This is a genomic window from uncultured Roseobacter sp. (assembly GCF_947501835.1).
GTDB lineage: Bacteria > Pseudomonadota > Alphaproteobacteria > Rhodobacterales > Rhodobacteraceae > Roseobacter.
In genome coordinates this window covers 780478-795222 of record NZ_CANMXR010000001.1, presented here as the reverse complement: position 1 = coordinate 795222, position 14745 = coordinate 780478, and the positions used below count along the sequence as shown (strand labels likewise).

General features: G+C 59.3%; 12 protein-coding genes. 9 read left to right on the top strand and 3 right to left on the bottom strand.

The window, feature by feature from the left end; translation table 11 throughout:
* The first annotated feature begins 325 nt into the window (after positions 1-325).
* The 9 genes from Q1A20_RS03870 to Q1A20_RS03830 all read left to right on the top strand — a co-directional run bounded on the left by Q1A20_RS03870 (position 326) and on the right by Q1A20_RS03830 (position 10112).
* Positions 326-508 carry a hypothetical protein gene (locus Q1A20_RS03870; RefSeq protein ID WP_299403324.1) on the top strand — a complete coding sequence of 61 codons (183 nt, stop codon included), beginning with the start codon at positions 326-328 and terminating at the stop codon, positions 506-508.
* Between the two features lie 316 nt (positions 509-824).
* Entirely contained in the window at positions 825-1745 is a 921-nt protein-coding gene (locus Q1A20_RS03865; RefSeq protein ID WP_299915976.1) for an SMP-30/gluconolactonase/LRE family protein, read from the top strand.
* Between the two features lie 22 nt (positions 1746-1767).
* On the top strand, positions 1768-2628 hold the full coding sequence (locus Q1A20_RS03860) for a xanthine dehydrogenase family protein subunit M (RefSeq protein WP_299403329.1): 861 nt from the start codon (positions 1768-1770) through the stop codon (positions 2626-2628).
* A gap of 31 nt (positions 2629-2659) precedes the next feature.
* Positions 2660-3163: a (2Fe-2S)-binding protein gene (locus Q1A20_RS03855; protein ID WP_299403332.1), complete on the top strand. Its 504-nt coding sequence runs from the start codon at positions 2660-2662 to the stop codon at positions 3161-3163.
* Between the two features lie 18 nt (positions 3164-3181).
* Positions 3182-5662: a xanthine dehydrogenase family protein molybdopterin-binding subunit gene (locus tag Q1A20_RS03850; protein WP_299403335.1), complete on the top strand. Its 2481-nt coding sequence runs from the start codon at positions 3182-3184 to the stop codon at positions 5660-5662.
* A gap of 8 nt (positions 5663-5670) precedes the next feature.
* Positions 5671-6597, top strand: a complete 927-nt coding sequence (locus tag Q1A20_RS03845) for a 3-keto-5-aminohexanoate cleavage protein (RefSeq protein WP_299915972.1) — start codon at positions 5671-5673, stop codon at positions 6595-6597.
* Entirely contained in the window at positions 6594-7304 is a 711-nt protein-coding gene (locus Q1A20_RS03840) for a TetR/AcrR family transcriptional regulator (protein ID WP_299915970.1), read from the top strand. The genes Q1A20_RS03845 and Q1A20_RS03840 overlap by 4 nt, the downstream gene beginning before the upstream one ends.
* A 16-nt stretch (positions 7305-7320) precedes the next feature.
* Positions 7321-7722, top strand: coding sequence for a hypothetical protein (locus Q1A20_RS03835; protein WP_298970435.1), 402 nt, complete (start codon positions 7321-7323; stop codon positions 7720-7722).
* Entirely contained in the window at positions 7719-10112 is a 2394-nt protein-coding gene (locus Q1A20_RS03830; RefSeq protein ID WP_299915968.1) for a transketolase, read from the top strand. Before Q1A20_RS03835 ends, Q1A20_RS03830 begins: the two co-directional genes overlap by 4 nt.
* Before the next feature lie 93 nt (positions 10113-10205).
* On the opposite strand, the gene Q1A20_RS03825 is transcribed toward Q1A20_RS03830, so the two are convergent.
* The 3 genes from Q1A20_RS03825 to Q1A20_RS03815 are packed head-to-tail and all read right to left on the bottom strand — an operon-like array spanning position 10206 to position 14171.
* Positions 10206-10877 carry a hypothetical protein gene (locus Q1A20_RS03825; protein ID WP_299403350.1) on the bottom strand — a complete coding sequence of 224 codons (672 nt, stop codon included), beginning with the start codon at positions 10875-10877 and terminating at the stop codon, positions 10206-10208.
* Between the two features lie 19 nt (positions 10878-10896).
* Positions 10897-12141 (bottom strand): hypothetical protein, encoded by a 1245-nt coding sequence (locus tag Q1A20_RS03820; RefSeq protein WP_299915966.1) that lies wholly within the window; start codon positions 12139-12141, stop codon positions 10897-10899.
* Between the two features lie 11 nt (positions 12142-12152).
* Positions 12153-14171: a hypothetical protein gene (locus tag Q1A20_RS03815; protein ID WP_299915964.1), complete on the bottom strand. Its 2019-nt coding sequence runs from the start codon at positions 14169-14171 to the stop codon at positions 12153-12155.
* Positions 14172-14745: the final 574 nt, after the last annotated feature.

The window sequence follows — 14745 nt, the reverse complement described above, 5'->3', positions numbered from 1 at the left end:
GCGCCAGATCGAGCGTGTCGGTCACATCCTCGGCTCTCATCGTCGTGCAGAGCTTCCAGGCGATGATGTAGCGGCTGTAGCCTGGGCATTTGTTGAGTACAGTTAGAATAGACTGATCTGGAAGCGATTTCGCGGGAGCAAGCCAAAGGCGTGTGGCAGGCGCCAACACAGACGCCTTGGGATTTCCGGAATGATAAGTGGAACCGCGCCCTGGCCGAGCTGCCGGATGGCAGGTTTCCGATCAAAGGCGACATCACCCCCGGCCAAGACAAACAGAAGATATACCACACGCCGTGGTCGCCGAATTACACCAGCACCAAAATTGATGTCACGGCCGGCGAGCGTTGGTTTGCTGCCGACCGGCTTTACCAATCTGATGCCCGTGTTCGGTGTTGTTCTGGGTTTGTCGATCCTCGACGAACTATTGGATCGATCCATGCTGATGGGCTGTGGCTTCGTGGTTGTGGTGCTGGTTCTATCAAACATTCAACGTTCGGGACGTACATAAGTATCGGACTTAGAAAATACACCCACCGAGAAGCGTAGGTTGAGCGAATATCGTAAAAGCTTGATCGATTCCGGAGACAATCAATTGATCAAGAAGGTCGAGTGCGGCATCAGTGTTCTCTTTTGATGAGGTACCCCCCAACCGCACTGACTCGAACTTTTATGCTATCTCAACATATTAGCGCGGTCGAAAAGCGGTTTGGTGGGTGAAGCCAAAAGGCCGATCTGATGAATCCATTTAATTAATTGTACGTATGTATAAAATATTGCTAACTTGTCTAATGAGATGAGTCGCCTCAGACAGCAAGGATTTGGATGTGGTCGCCGACTTCACGATAGAGTGCCTTTTGAAATGCGAAAATCATCTGGGTGAAGGCCCGGTTTGGGATGTCGAGACAGGGCTGCTTTATTGGGTCGACAGCACCGGACCGCGCGTTGGCAAGGATGCGGTCTGGCAGCTGGATCCTCAGACGGGCACGATGCAATCCTGGCCATCGTCCAGAGATGTCGGCGCCTTGGCGCTGCGAAAGGGTGGCGGTGCTGTGCTGGCGCTGACAGATGGATTTTACACGTTTGACTTCGACAGCGGTAAAACGGAGTTGATTGTGTCGGTCGATGATGATCCATCCCGCGCACGCTTGAATGATGGCAAATGCGACCGTCTTGGCCGGTTTTTCGCTGGCGGCATGGACGACAAAGAAGAGTTGGGGATATGCGGGCTATGGCGGCTTGACCCGGATCTTAGCCTGCACAGGATCGAAGACGGGATCATTTGCTCCAATGGCCCCTGTTGGAGCCCGGACGACGCAACATTCTATTTCGCCGACACCTTTAAAAACGAGATTTGGGCCTATGATTACGATCTGGCCACGGGGCTGCCGTCCAATAAGCGTGTATTTGCTTCGACCCATGCTGATGCGGGCTTTGCAGATGGCTCCACCGTGGATGCCGAGGGGTATCTTTGGAATGCTCAGGTCATTTCAGGCGATTTGATCCGTTATGCGCCAGACGGCAGCGTGGAGCGCAAGATCTCTATGCCAGTGCGCAACATCACATCGGTGATGTTTGGCGGACCCGATCTTGAAGACATCTATGTCACGTCGATGGCGCGGGTGTCCCATCCTGCTGCGCATGACGGGTTTGCAAAACAGACCAAACCGCAATTCGCCGCCGGGAGCCTGTTTCGCATTCGCGGGTTGGGCATTCGCGGTGTGCCCGAGCCGCGTTTCGCGGGCTGACGGGAAAGAGGGAGGAAAACACATGAAACCATCTGCATTCCACTACGAGTGTCCCACCGATTTGCAAGCCGCCCTCGCGCTGCTGGCCTCTGACGGGGACACCCGCATTCTCGCGGGTGGGCAAAGCCTCGTTCCAATGATGAACTACCGATTGGCCCAGCCAGAGCGTTTGATCGACATCAACCGGTTATCAGAGCTGGACTACATTCGCGACGATGGCGGCGTGATCGCAATCGGGGCGCTGGCGCGGCACGCGGCGATCAAGTCTTCGGATCTGATCAAAGAACATTTTCCCATTGTTGCAGAGGCATACGACTGGATCGCACATGCCGCTGTCCGCAATCGTGGCACGCTGTGCGGCAATCTGTGCCATGCAGATGCAGCGTCTGAAATGCCCGCGATCATGCAAATACTGGAAGCTGACTTGGTGCTGTCAAAGGTTGGAACCAGCCGGGTGATTGCAGCTCAGGACTTTTTCCTCGGAACCTATGAAACTGCCATCGCAGCCGACGAAATATTGACCGAAGTACGCATTCCAAAACCCGCGGCTGGTACTGGATGGGGATTTGAAGAAGTGGCGATGCGTCGTGGTGATTATGCCTGGTGCACGGTCGTTGCGACGCTTCGGATCAGTGATGGTAAAATCGCAGCACCCCGCATCGCCATGGCCGGGGTCAACGACTGCGCTGCAAGGCTCAGCGATGCCGAAGCTGCCCTGACCGAACAAACGCCCGGCGCGTTCTTGTTCGATGCGGTGGCAGACACCGTTGCCGACGCAGCGACACCCGCCGAAAGCAACGCCGGCAGTGCGGCATACAAGCGTGACCTGATCCGTGCCTTGCTGCCGCGCGTGCTCAACGACGCTGTGGCCCGCGCCACATGACGGGCAATCAATTCACAGAGGGGGGACGAACATGACCAAAGTATCATTCAGATTGACCGTCAACGGGCGCGCGCGCGAGGCAACGGTACCGCCGCGCATGTTGTTATCCGACTTCATCCGCCAGGAGTTGTCCCTTCCCGGCACCCACGTCGGCTGCGAACACGGGGTCTGTGGCTCCTGCAACGTGATTGTCGATGGGCAGGCCGTGCGGTCCTGTCTGATGTTTGCCGTGCAGGTCGAAGGCTCCGAGATCACGACCGTTGAGGGGCTAACGCGGGGCGATGCCTTGCATCCGATCCAGCAGGCGTTCTGGGAAGAACATGGGCTGCAATGCGGTTTTTGCACGCCGGGCATGCTGGCTACGGCGCAAGAGCTGCTGGCACAGAACCCCGACCCCACGGACGATGAAATTCGCGAGGCGATCTCCGGCAATCTGTGCCGGTGCACAGGGTATGAATTCATCATCAGCGCCATTCGCTCTGCCGCGGTCAAACTGCGCGAGGCAGACACCGAAACCACGCTTCAGCCCGTCTGACGCAGGAGGACTACAGCCATGTCATCGCATCTCAAAAGCAACGTCATTCCCCCAAGCCGTCAACGTGAGGTGCCGCGCACCGGCATGACCTGGATTGGCCAAAGCATGAAGCGCGTCGAAGACCCCCGGATCCTGTCGGGAAAGGGCGGCTACATTGACGACGTCGCCGTGCCCGGCATGGCGCACGCGGCGATGGTATCGAGCCCGCATGCACATGCGCGTATTGTCAGTATCGACACCTCAAAGGCGAAGGCGCTGCCCGGCGTGATTGGGGTTTATACCGGAGAAGACCTGGCAACAGTTGCCGATCCGTGTCCCAGCTTCGCCGCGCCGCCTATTACGCAGCATGCGATTTCTGTGGGCAAGGTGCGCCATGTCGGCGAGGTCGTGGCGGCGGTGGTGGCAGAGGATCGATATGTCGCAGAGGATGCCGCCGAACTGGTCGAAGTCGAGTGGGAGATACTACCCCCTAACGTCGATCTGGAAGTCGCTGCTGCGGCAACAGGGGACGCGTTGCTGCATCCCGAAGACCGTGACAGCAATGTGGCGCTGGATGAGAGTTTCAGCTTTGGCGATGTGGATCAGCACTTTTCCGAAGCCCATACTGTTGTGAAACGGAGGCTGCGTTGGCAGCGATCCTCCGCACAGGCGATTGAGACATGCGGCGTGGTGGCGCAATTTGATCCCTTCAAAGGCGGCTACACGATCCATTCCAATTCGAATTTTTACAATTTCATCCCCTTTGTGATCGGTGGATCGTTGCGCGTGTCTCCGGGCGAATTGCGGATCATTCCTGTGCTGACGGGCGGCAGCTTTGGCTCGAAAGTGTTCAACCACAAAATTATCATCCTGACAGCGGGTCTTGCCCGGCTCGCAGGTGTGCCGGTGAAATACATCGAGGACCGGCTGGAGCATTTCACCAATTCCGACAGCCATGGGTCTGATCGTCTTTACGATGCGGAACTGGCCATGGCTGAGGATGGCACTTTCACCTCGCTGCGGTTCACCGTGATGGACGATTACGGCGCCTATCTGCAATTCGGTGTTGGCACCCATGGCAACGCGATGGCGCAGGTCACCGGCCCCTATCAAATCCAGAGTTTCGGGATGCGGGTCATGGCGGTTCTGACCAACAAGACGCAGCAGGGTCCTTATCGCGGTTTCGGCTCAGAGGTGACCAATTGGGTGATGGAACGGATGGTCGATGCCGCCGTCGAAGAGTTGGGTCGCGATCCGGTGGCGTTGCGCGAGCAGAACATGATCCAGCCGGACCAGTTTCCCTACATGATTCCGACCGGCAACATTTATGACAGCGGCAATTTCCAGAAGGTGCTGGAAGAGGCCAAGACGATGTTTGATTTCGATGGCTGGCGCAGCAAGGCACGCGCGATGCGCGCCGAGGGGCGCTGTGTGGGCGTAGGACTTGCAACCTGCATGGAACGCAGCGTGTATGGCCCCACAGAATGGTGGTCGCTCAACAACAAGGAGACACCTGGATTTACGCTGACCTCGACGCCCGAGGGCATCACCGTGCGGCTTGATCCGTCGGGCAAGATGTTTGTGACGTTGAACTCACCCATGGTTGGAAACTCCCCTGAAACGGTGGTGGCGCAAATCCTCGCCGAACGCCTGACCATCGCGCCCGAAGATATCGTGTTCAACTACTCCGACAGCCAGTCGGGCTTTAACGGCGTCGGTCCGCAAGGCAGTCGCTTCACGGCGATGATTGCCGGCGCTTGCGTGAGCGCCTCGATCAAGCTGGAGGAGAAACTGAAACGGTTCGGCGCGCATATGCTGCAACGCCGTCCCGAGGATGTGGAACTCCGCAACGGGGCGGTCGCAGTGAAGGGCTTGAAAGATCAGGAGAAGGCTTTTGGGGAGATCGCGCTGACCTCCAGCTTCTTCCGGCTCAGCTTTCCCGATGGCGAAGAATTCGACAGTGGGATCGAAACGACGGCGGTGTATGATCACCCCCTGTCGACGGACCCGGCGGAAGACCGCAGCCACCTTGGGATTTTCTATCCCATCGTCGGCCATATCTGCCACATCGTTGCGGTCGAGGTAGATCCCGGCACCGGCAAGGTTGAGATCCTCGACTATGCCGCCGTGCATGATAACGGGACCATGGTGAACCCGCGCACCCTGGCGGGCCAGGTCTGGGGGGGAACAGCCAATGGCATCGGCACCACGCTGAGCGAGGTGTTCGAGTATGACGACGACGGGCAGTTCACCAACCCGAATTTCGCTGAATTCGCCATGCCGACGGCCAATGAAATGCCGCGCAATTTCAAACTGGGTCATGTCGAAACACCGTCGCCCTATACTGAATACGGCATCAAGGGCGGCGGTGAAGGCGGGCGGCTTGGGGCGCCATCGGCACTGACCAGCGCAATCGAGGATGCATTGTCGGATCGCGGCGTTAAGATAGCATCGCTGCCGGTTACGCCACCAATCCTGCGTGGGTTGATCCGCGACGCGGAGCAGGCAGCGACCGGATAGGAGCCCAGATGTCGAAACGTCGCCCCGTCATTATCACCTGTGCCATCACCGGTGCGATTCATACGCCCGCCATGTCGCCGCATTTGCCCGCGTCTTCGGATGCAATCGTGGCTTCCGCCGTTGCGGCGGCGGAAGCGGGGGCGGCGATCCTGCACCTGCACGCGCGCAATGACGAGACCGGACAACCGGATCAAAGTGTCGAAGGGTTTGGCCGCATTGTGCCGCAGATCGGCGCACAAACCGATGCCGTGCTCAATCTGACCACGGGCGGCAGCCCCTATATGACCGTTGAGGAACGGGTGCGCCCGGCCGCGCAGTTTGCGCCGCAACTGGCGTCGCTCAACATGGGATCAATGAATATGGGGCTGTTCCCGATGCAGCGCCGCTACCCCGACCTTGAGGGTTGGGAAAAGGCGCATCTTGAAGGGTCAAAGGATCTGGTTTTCCGCAACAGCTATAAGGATATCGACTATATTCTTGATGCCTGCCGCGACAATGGCACACGGTTCGAATTTGAATGCTATGACACCGCGCATCTCTATAACCTTGCGCATTTCGCAGACAAAGGTGCGGTGAAGGCGCCGTTTTTCGTGCAAACGGTGTTCGGTTTGCTGGGTGGGATTGGCGCGCACCCCGATGACATCGCGCATATGCGCCGCACCGCGCTGCGGCTGTTTGGTGATGATATGGTCTGGTCGGCGCTTGGGGCGGGTGCGCATCAGATGCGGGTCGCCGCCACCGTTGTGTCGGGCGGTGGCCACGTCCGTGTCGGGCTGGAGGATTCGCTCTGGGCGGGACCGGGCGAGTTGTCGACCTCCAATGCGGATCAGGTGCGCGCGGCGAAGACCCTGATCGAGACGCTGGGGGGCCGCGTGGCCACGGCGGACGAGGCGCGCCAGATTTTGATGCTGGCACCAAGGCGCCAGGCGGCATGACGATGCGTCAAGAGCTTCGCAGTCTGAAACTGGACCAGGCACCCGCGACGGTGCGCAAACCCGGACGTCCCAAGGGGGGCCGGTCGGGTGAAACTCGTGAACGGATTTTGGACGCCGCCGAACAGCTTTTTGCCGACCGTGGGTACGATGGCGCGTCAATCCGGGACGTGGCATCGGCGGCGGGCTTGCAGATCCATTCCATCGGCTATCATTTCGGTCCGAAAGAACAGCTGTTTGATGCCGTGGTCGCGCGCCGCGCTGACATTATGACGGGTCTGCGCCGCGAGGCACTGGCAGAGGCACGGCAGCGCGCGGGCGGGGATGCGATCCCGATTGTGCAATTGGTGCGCGACTATGTCAGCCCATTCATACAGTCGGCCAGCCATGGCGACGTGGGGTGGCGCAACTACGCGGCATTGATGGGTCGGCTGGCCAACTCGCCGCTGGGAACGGAAATTATCGCGCGCCACTACGATGAAACAGCGCGTGAATACATCGCCGAATTGCAACGCGCACTGGCTGGAGCGGACCCCGAAGATGTTGTTGACGGCTTTTCTGCGATGGTTGCCGCGATGCTGGGTATTTGTGCCGCCACCGGACGTCCCGAGCGGTTGTCCGGGCGTAGGGCACAACGCCCACCTGAGGACAGTTTCGAAACGCTTGTGCGCTTTCACACCGCAGGATTTCTCACTTTGACAATCGCTTAAGGCAAAGGATGGCCAAATGGAAACCACGCTTCAGACCGGCGCGACACATCAATTGCATGACAAGGTGGATGAAACGCGCACGGCTTTGGCTTTGGCCGAGGGGGGTGAGGTGCTGCCCGCCGTGTTTGGCACGCCCTTCATGATCGCGGATATGGAGCGGGCCTGCGCGGCACTGCTTGCCCCGCTTCTTGAAGACGGCAAAGTCTCAGTCGGCGCACGGATCGAAGTGTCGCACATTGCGCCCACAGCCGTTGGCGGCGATGTGAAAACAACGGCGCAGTTCACGCAAAGCGAAGGCCCGCTTTATTGGTTTGATGTCTGGGCGGAGGATGCCGCGGGGCGTATCGGGAAAGGCCGGATGGCACGCGCGATTGTTGATCAAGAGGCGCTGCTGGCCAAAGCGGCTGCACGGGCATGACCGATCTGGAACAGCTGAAGGAAATCGAAAAGAAGGTGCTTTGGCTCGCCTGCTGGACGATCCACAACGCCAATCACCTGCGCGATAGCGACGAGATCAAGGTCGGCGGGCATCAGGCCTCTTCGGCCTCCATGGTGTCGATCATGACCGCGCTCTATTTCGCGGTTCTGCGGCCCGAAGACCGCATCGCCGTGAAGCCGCATGCGGGGCCGGTGTTTCACGCGATTCAGTATCTGATGGGCAATCAATCCCGCGAGAACCTGGAGAATTTCCGTGGCTTTGGTGGCGTGCAAAGCTACCCCAGCCGCACCAAGGACGTGGATGATGTGGATTTCTCGACAGGCTCGGTAGGCCTCGGCGTGGCCATCACCGCATTCGCTTCCATGGTGCAGGATTTCCTGATTGCCAAAGACTGGTCTGGGGTCACTGCACCGGGTCGGATGATTTCCCTGATGGGTGACGCCGAACTGGATGAGGGCAATATCTACGAATGCCTGCAAGAAGGCTGGAAGCAAGGGTTGCGCAACACCTGGTGGATCATCGACTATAACCGTCAAAGCCTCGATGGGATTGTCCATGAGGGGCTCAAGGACCGGATCGCTGGGATATTCGAGGCTTTCGGCTGGCGGGTCGAGATGTTGAAATATGGCGCGTTGCAACGCGCGGCCTTTGCGGAGCCCGGCGGCGGCGCCCTGCGCACATGGATCGACAGTTGCCCGAATTCGATTTATTCGGCGCTGACTTATCAGGGCGGGGCCGCATGGCGCGCACGGCTGATGGATGAGATCGGCGATCAGTGCGACGTCACAGCCCTGTTGGAACGTCGTACAAACGCGGCGCTTGCCCGGTTGATGACAAATCTTGGCGGACATTGCCTTGAAACTCTGACGGCGGCCTTCAACGGCATTGAGGACGACACACCCACGGCGTTTATCGCCTATACGGTGAAGGGTTGGGGCACACCGCTGGCCGGGCACAAGGACAACCACGCAGGCCTGATGACCAAGGACCAACTGGTCGCGTTCCAAAAGGACATGAGCGTGCGGCAAGGGCACGAGTGGGACCGCTTCGAAGGATTGAACGATGCGGGCGGAGCCTTGAAAGAGGCCCTGGGCCGCGTGCCGTTTTTTGCAAAAGGACCGCGCCGTGCCTTTCCAGCCAACATCGAGGTGCCAGAGATCGCACCGCCAGGGGACAAGACAATCTCGACCCAGGCCGCATTCGGCAAGATACTTGATGCGCAAGCGAAGGGGGAAACCGGGCTCGCCGCGCGCATCGTGACAATGTCACCAGATGTCACGGTATCGACCAATCTTGGCCCTTGGGTAAATCGGCGGGGGTTGTTTGGCCGCGCAGAAGTGGCCGATACCTTTCGCGCGGAACAGATCCCCAGCACGCAGAAGTGGCGCTTCTCACCCGACGGCCAGCATATCGAGCTTGGCATCGCCGAGATGAACCTGTGTCTGCTTCTGGGCGCTGCCGGGCTTAGCCATTCCCTGTTTGGCGAACGGCTTTTGCCGATTGGCACGCTCTACGATCCGTTCATCAGCCGCGCGCTCGATGCGCTCAATTACGCTTGCTATCAGGATGCGCGGTTTTTGCTGGTGGGCACACCCTCCGGGGTCAGCCTCGCCTCGGAGGGCGGTGCGCACCAATCCATCGCCACGCCGCTGATTGGGATGAGCCAGGACGGGCTGGCGAGTTTTGAGCCTGCCTTTGCCGACGAATTGGCGGTGATGATGGCATGGGCCTTTGACTACATGCAACGCGATGGTGACGCGGTGCAGGACGAACGCACCTGGCTGCGCGATGAAACCGGTGGCGCGGTCTACCTGCGCCTGTCCACCCGTCCGCTTGAACAGCCCACTCGCGCGTTGGATGCGACCCTACGCCAGGGTATTGTCGACGGCGCCTATTGGCTGCGTCCGCCCGGACCGAACTGCGATCTGGTGATCGCCTATCAGGGAACCATCGCGACCGAAGCGATTGCCGCCGCGGGCCTGTTGGCCGGCACGCGTCGTGACATCGGGGTGTTGGCCGTCACCTCAGCGGATCGCTTGAATGCGGGATGGCAGGCGGCACAACGGGTCCGGTCCCGCAGAGACGCCGGGGCGCGGGCGCATATCGAACGACTGCTGCAGGACGTGCCACGTCACGCCATTGTGGTAACCGTCATTGATGGTCATCCTGCGACCTTAAGCTGGCTGGGCGGCGTGGTGGGTCACCGAACGGCGGGTCTGGGCGTTGAACACTTTGGTCAAACCGGAACCGTGCAGGATCTGTATCGACATTTCGGGATCGATGCAGAGGCGATCGCCCTGACGGCAAGTGGCCTATCACCGGGTCGGCCATTCGGATTGCCGGAGCGACGAAACGGAACCGGTTCTTAAGCGAGCTTACGTCCTGCTGATACTTTCGCAGACAGAGTTGTCTTGCGGTGTTGATCCGCGTGTGGCGCATGTGCCTGCACAGTGTTCCGCAGATCAATTCTGCTTGGAGATGACCGTGCGCCCCAGGAAGTAGCTCGTTGCGCCGGCACCGGCGGTGTCCTCCCAAGCGACCCGCAGGCGGTCGAGGTCGCCGAAGCTGGAAGCAAATATCGGACCGTTCGCCTCGATCGGAGCCTGTATTTGTGGACCGCTTGTGCCCTGCGCCACTTGAGTGATCACGACAAAGCACCGGTTGCCGTCCAGGTCCAAACGCATCACCACATTATGCTGGTCGGCATTGCCGGAATAGGTTCCGATCATGCTGGTGCCCGCGCCGGAAACCAGACGGAATTCACCACCGGCGATTTCCAGACCGCAGGCCAATTGGCCACTTGTATCAAGCGCGTCAATGGCCAGCATGGGTTCTTCGGTGATCGTTAGTTTCACGCCGCTGAAGGAGATTGAGTAGCTGTCTGTATTGTGGGGTTTGCCACCGGTCACGAGGTTCAGCACACCTGAAGACGACCCATCGGCCAGCAGTTGTGTGTTCCCCGAATTATATATCACATTTCCGGAGGACGATGCGCTGTCACCTGCGGGCGGGCCAGCTAGGGGGCCGGGGCCGCTGGGGGCTGCGCCATTTGCCTGACTGTCCAGAACTTCCGTGCAGCCCAGAACCGCGAGTGTGGAAAGGCAGGCGAGTGAAATCTTGAGAGCGTTGTGCATTGTATTGTCCTTGAACTTGTTATGAGGTTGCAGTTTTTTCCTTGGCTGCCTTGATCCGGGACCGGCCAAGCATCAGACACAGCCGCCCTTGGAAAACGTTTTCGGCCTCATCCACGTGGAACAGATGCACGGCGAGATATTCGTCTTCCTTGAGCCTTTGGGTCGGTGCAATTTTCACGTTGAGGGTGCGTTCTTCGAAAGCGCCAAGCGCGATACCTTCAACGACCGTGTGCCGACCGGGGGGCAGGTCACAGGCGCCCGGCGGTGTTGCAGCGCGACGGCGCGTAAAATCAGCCGTTGGAAATAGTTTCCGCGCGGTTTCGCCAACGCTGGCCTCAAGGGTCACCTGGTCCGCCTGGGGTGTCGATTGCAAGGATGCCTTTGGGGCGCGTTCCGGACGAAGTCCGTTCAAGGTGCGCCGAAACACCTTTCTGTGGCGCAGCTTCAGGTCTGGTGCTGCGTCCAGATGTCGGGCGACATCTGCGCGCCCTTCGCCGATTTCCAACAAATCCTGCCCGGCGAAACGGGCTCGGATGGCCGGGGTTGTGGGGGCATCGCCGCGCAGTCTGATCCGGTGGGTCAACACCTCAACGCGTGCCGTGGCGGGGCGGGCTGTCAGGTTGGATAGCCCAAGCGAGACATCCGGTGCCTGATCGATAATCGGCCAGGCATTCATCACCGCGACATGCCGATCCTGTACCGGATCGAGCGTATCTGCATGGCGGTCAAACGGCGTGCTGCATCTGACCACGATACCTTGGGCCAAACCGCCGCCGAAGGGGTTGGGAAACGACAGTGGCCGCGTCCGCACAAGCTTGGAGGTATGGGGTGAGATGATCGCATGTTCGGTCGCGACCAACACAGGCGACGGCCCAGGCTGGGTGATGCTGGGCGGCATCAGGAAAAACTCAATCTGAACCGGTGCGGCGGGGCCCAAGCCGATATTGGTGATCCAGCATTGCAAGATGATCGACCCGTCTGACGTTTGCTCGGGCACAAAGGGGATGTCAGGACTATAGGCAAGGCTAGCGGCGTCTTCGGGCGGTATCGGCCGCACGCCGAGGTCTTGCCCCCAGGACCTGATCACCAGATAGGGTGTCGCGGGGGGTGTGCTGCAGGGATCGAACCGCGGACGTCGCCGTTTCGGTTCTTTGGGTTTGGGGTCGTCGTTCGGCCCGCCATCAGGGTCGCAATGATCGGTTGGCGGTTTTTTCCGGTCGGGGCGTTTTTTGCCAGGGTTCTGGTGCGTTTTTGAAGCTGTCATCGTTACTCTCCTTAAGACGCGAGGTCGATCTGGAGTGGGAGCTGATAGGTTGCATCGGCAAATTCCCAGGCGTGGAAACCGATGCCGCGGTCGCCTTGCAGGTTGAGGTCCGGCAAGGGAACTTCACCCTCACGCAGGATCACATCGATCGCGTTATCAACGGCGCTGGCATAGATATTGGGCGCGCCGGGGTCAGGCCAGGACGCCGGGGCCGGAAAACTCCTGTGATCCAGAATGAGGCCCGCGATATCCGGGTCGGACGGTCTGTCGATAAAGAGATCGGGCGTGCCGACCCCCGAAAAGCCCACCGCAGGGGGTGTTTCCATGCCGGTGGCGTGAATGGCCGCAGGGCAAATCCAGCTTTGCAGCAGATTGTCCGCATCCCAGATTTCGTTGGGGAACAAATCCGTGCTGGTCGCGGTAAAGAGGCTTGGGCCTGCGGGAAAACCACAGGGCGGGCTGTCGAGGTTGGGCGCTTCCAGCCGCAGTTCCGCATCGTCGAGCTCCATGCTGAAAGGATGCGCAAGCCCGCCGAAAACCAGCATCCGGTTCATGCCATCCAGCGCATTGTAGAGATACCATTTCACCACATAAAGGTCGCGCCGCAGCACCGGCCAGTTGATGTCCTTGACCCCTGTGACAATCAAAACGATGCCACCCGCAATGGCGGCCAGAGCAGGCAGAAGCCCCAAAAGGCCCAGTGCAACCACGCCTAAAACAGCCAGGATCGCGCCGCAGACGCTTTTCTTCATGTTCGGCGCGGGTTCGGGTTCAACGTCCAGCGGGTTGGGCGCGTCTTCATCCGCGTCATCGCCCGCGTCATCATCCATCTCGAAGGGATCAGCGGTCGATGGATCGAAAAAGGCGGTGCCGTCTTCGATGCTGAGCGGCGGGGGCGGGTTGCAGCCCAGGGAGTCCGCACTTGTGGTGAACCAAAGCGTCAGCCAGGACCAGACCACCGCATCGTTTACACGGCGTTCCGTGACCAGTGCCAGCGCCCCGTCATCGCCATAGATGTCGCGCACGGCCTCGACGATGAAGCTGCGAAAGTCTTCGGGCAGGGCATCGGGCAGGGGCCGGTTGAGTACCGTCGACTGCATGACCTCGATGGGGTTCGCACCTGCGAGATCCCCCAGTTCGATCCGTTTGTGCAGCTCCGCATTGCAAAGGCTGCGCCAGTTTTGAAAATCCTCGCTGCCGTCTTCCAGCGCATCCGGTTTGCCGGGATCGTAGAAACCCCAGGCCCAGGCATCGACAAAACGTTCGATCCACCGGGTGCGCCACCAATGCAGGCGCGGCACGCTGCCGACGATTGAGCTGATGAACGGGCTGCCGGTGGCTTTGCCGCAATAGGACATCTTGAAGCCATAGGCATAGGCCAGGAACCTCCGGTCTCCGGTGGCGTCAAAGACTTCCTGGGCGCGGGTGACAAGGCGTTCGGCGAAGGCTCCGGTGCGAAAGGCGCTGAGATGATCGCGCACGGCCCAGAGGTCGGGGGCCACGAGGTTTTCTCCCTCTTCCACGGCGGCAAACGGGCGCGAAGCGATGGTGATCAAATCGAAAATTGGCGCAAAGACGGCATCGTTGGTCAGCCGCGGGATGAAATCCTCGATAATCTCCTGATCGTCCTCGAACCGCTCCATGTCATCCTGCAGCGGTACAAACTTCAACAGATCCTCTTCATCGGCGATGTCGGAAATCTGACGGATCAGCGCGCGCACCCGGCGCAGCACCGACAGGATGTTGCGTTCCGGGTCGTCCTGCGCATTGGGATCGCTCAGGATCGTGAAAAGCTCGCGCCAGATGGCAGCATGGGCATCGTAGCGTCGGCCACTGTCGGTGGGATCGATCAGACCGGGCGGCGTTGCGGGCACAAAGTCGAAAAGATTGACACCCAGGGCCCCGAGATAGCTGTAGGCGGGTTCGGCGTTGATGTGTTGCAGGGCTGTTTGCAGCTTGTCCTGTGGCTGCTGGCTCAGTCGTTCTGTAACAAGGTCTCTGACGAGAAATAGAGAAGGTGTTCCAACCATAATAGCACCCCTTTCGAGACGGCTTTTAAAAGCGCATGCACATTGGTGAAAATGTATCTCTGGGTGTGGTCGGCGGTGAAAAATTCCGCAAAAGAGTGGACCGAAATACGAGCCCTGATGTGATGCAATAATTTGTAAAAATAATCGAAATGTCCCGAAGAATTAGCATAATTGCGCGATTTTTTCAACTCGCGGTCGTGAAACGGGAGGCTGCCGTAGGCGGAATTTGGCCACCGCTACTTGTCGGAAGATGTCTTTTGGCGGCGCGATTGACGGGACATGAACATCATTGTTTCTGCGGGTTTTGAACGGGTTAAGTCCCTGCCGACGGTCGGCCTTATAAACGCCTTGGACGATGATCTGGATCGCAAGCGGCCGCGCAAAAATCGCCGATTTTGTGACCGGGGAAAAGGCCCTGCCAAAAGATGTTTGTGCATTGAGCGGGGAATTTCCAAGGCCCATTTCCGGATCAGAAAATCAGCCATAGGAGGTCATATGAGTTTCCTTGGCCGGGCCATTGCGCTTGGTGCAGTTCGGGCTAGATTACAGACCGCTGACATTAAGGGAGAATTGA

What these genes read in the sequence shown, in the direction of transcription:
- Q1A20_RS03870 (WP_299403324.1), top strand. Translation starts at nt 326, where the DNA reads ATGTCACGGCCGGCGAGCGTTGGTTTGCTGCCGACCGGCTTTACCAAT.
- Q1A20_RS03860 (WP_299403329.1), top strand. Translation starts at nt 1,768, where the DNA reads ATGAAACCATCTGCATTCCACTACGAGTGTCCCACCGATTTGCAAGCC.
- Q1A20_RS03855 (WP_299403332.1), top strand. Translation starts at nt 2,660, where the DNA reads ATGACCAAAGTATCATTCAGATTGACCGTCAACGGGCGCGCGCGCGAG.
- Q1A20_RS03850 (WP_299403335.1), top strand. Translation starts at nt 3,182, where the DNA reads ATGTCATCGCATCTCAAAAGCAACGTCATTCCCCCAAGCCGTCAACGT.
- Q1A20_RS03845 (WP_299915972.1), top strand. Translation starts at nt 5,671, where the DNA reads ATGTCGAAACGTCGCCCCGTCATTATCACCTGTGCCATCACCGGTGCG.
- Q1A20_RS03840 (WP_299915970.1), top strand. Translation starts at nt 6,594, where the DNA reads ATGACGATGCGTCAAGAGCTTCGCAGTCTGAAACTGGACCAGGCACCC.
- Q1A20_RS03835 (WP_298970435.1), top strand. Translation starts at nt 7,321, where the DNA reads ATGGAAACCACGCTTCAGACCGGCGCGACACATCAATTGCATGACAAG.
- Q1A20_RS03830 (WP_299915968.1), top strand. Translation starts at nt 7,719, where the DNA reads ATGACCGATCTGGAACAGCTGAAGGAAATCGAAAAGAAGGTGCTTTGG.
- Q1A20_RS03825 (WP_299403350.1), bottom strand. Translation starts at nt 10,877, where the DNA reads ATGCACAACGCTCTCAAGATTTCACTCGCCTGCCTTTCCACACTCGCG.
- Q1A20_RS03820 (WP_299915966.1), bottom strand. Translation starts at nt 12,141, where the DNA reads ATGACAGCTTCAAAAACGCACCAGAACCCTGGCAAAAAACGCCCCGAC.
- Q1A20_RS03815 (WP_299915964.1), bottom strand. Translation starts at nt 14,171, where the DNA reads ATGGTTGGAACACCTTCTCTATTTCTCGTCAGAGACCTTGTTACAGAA.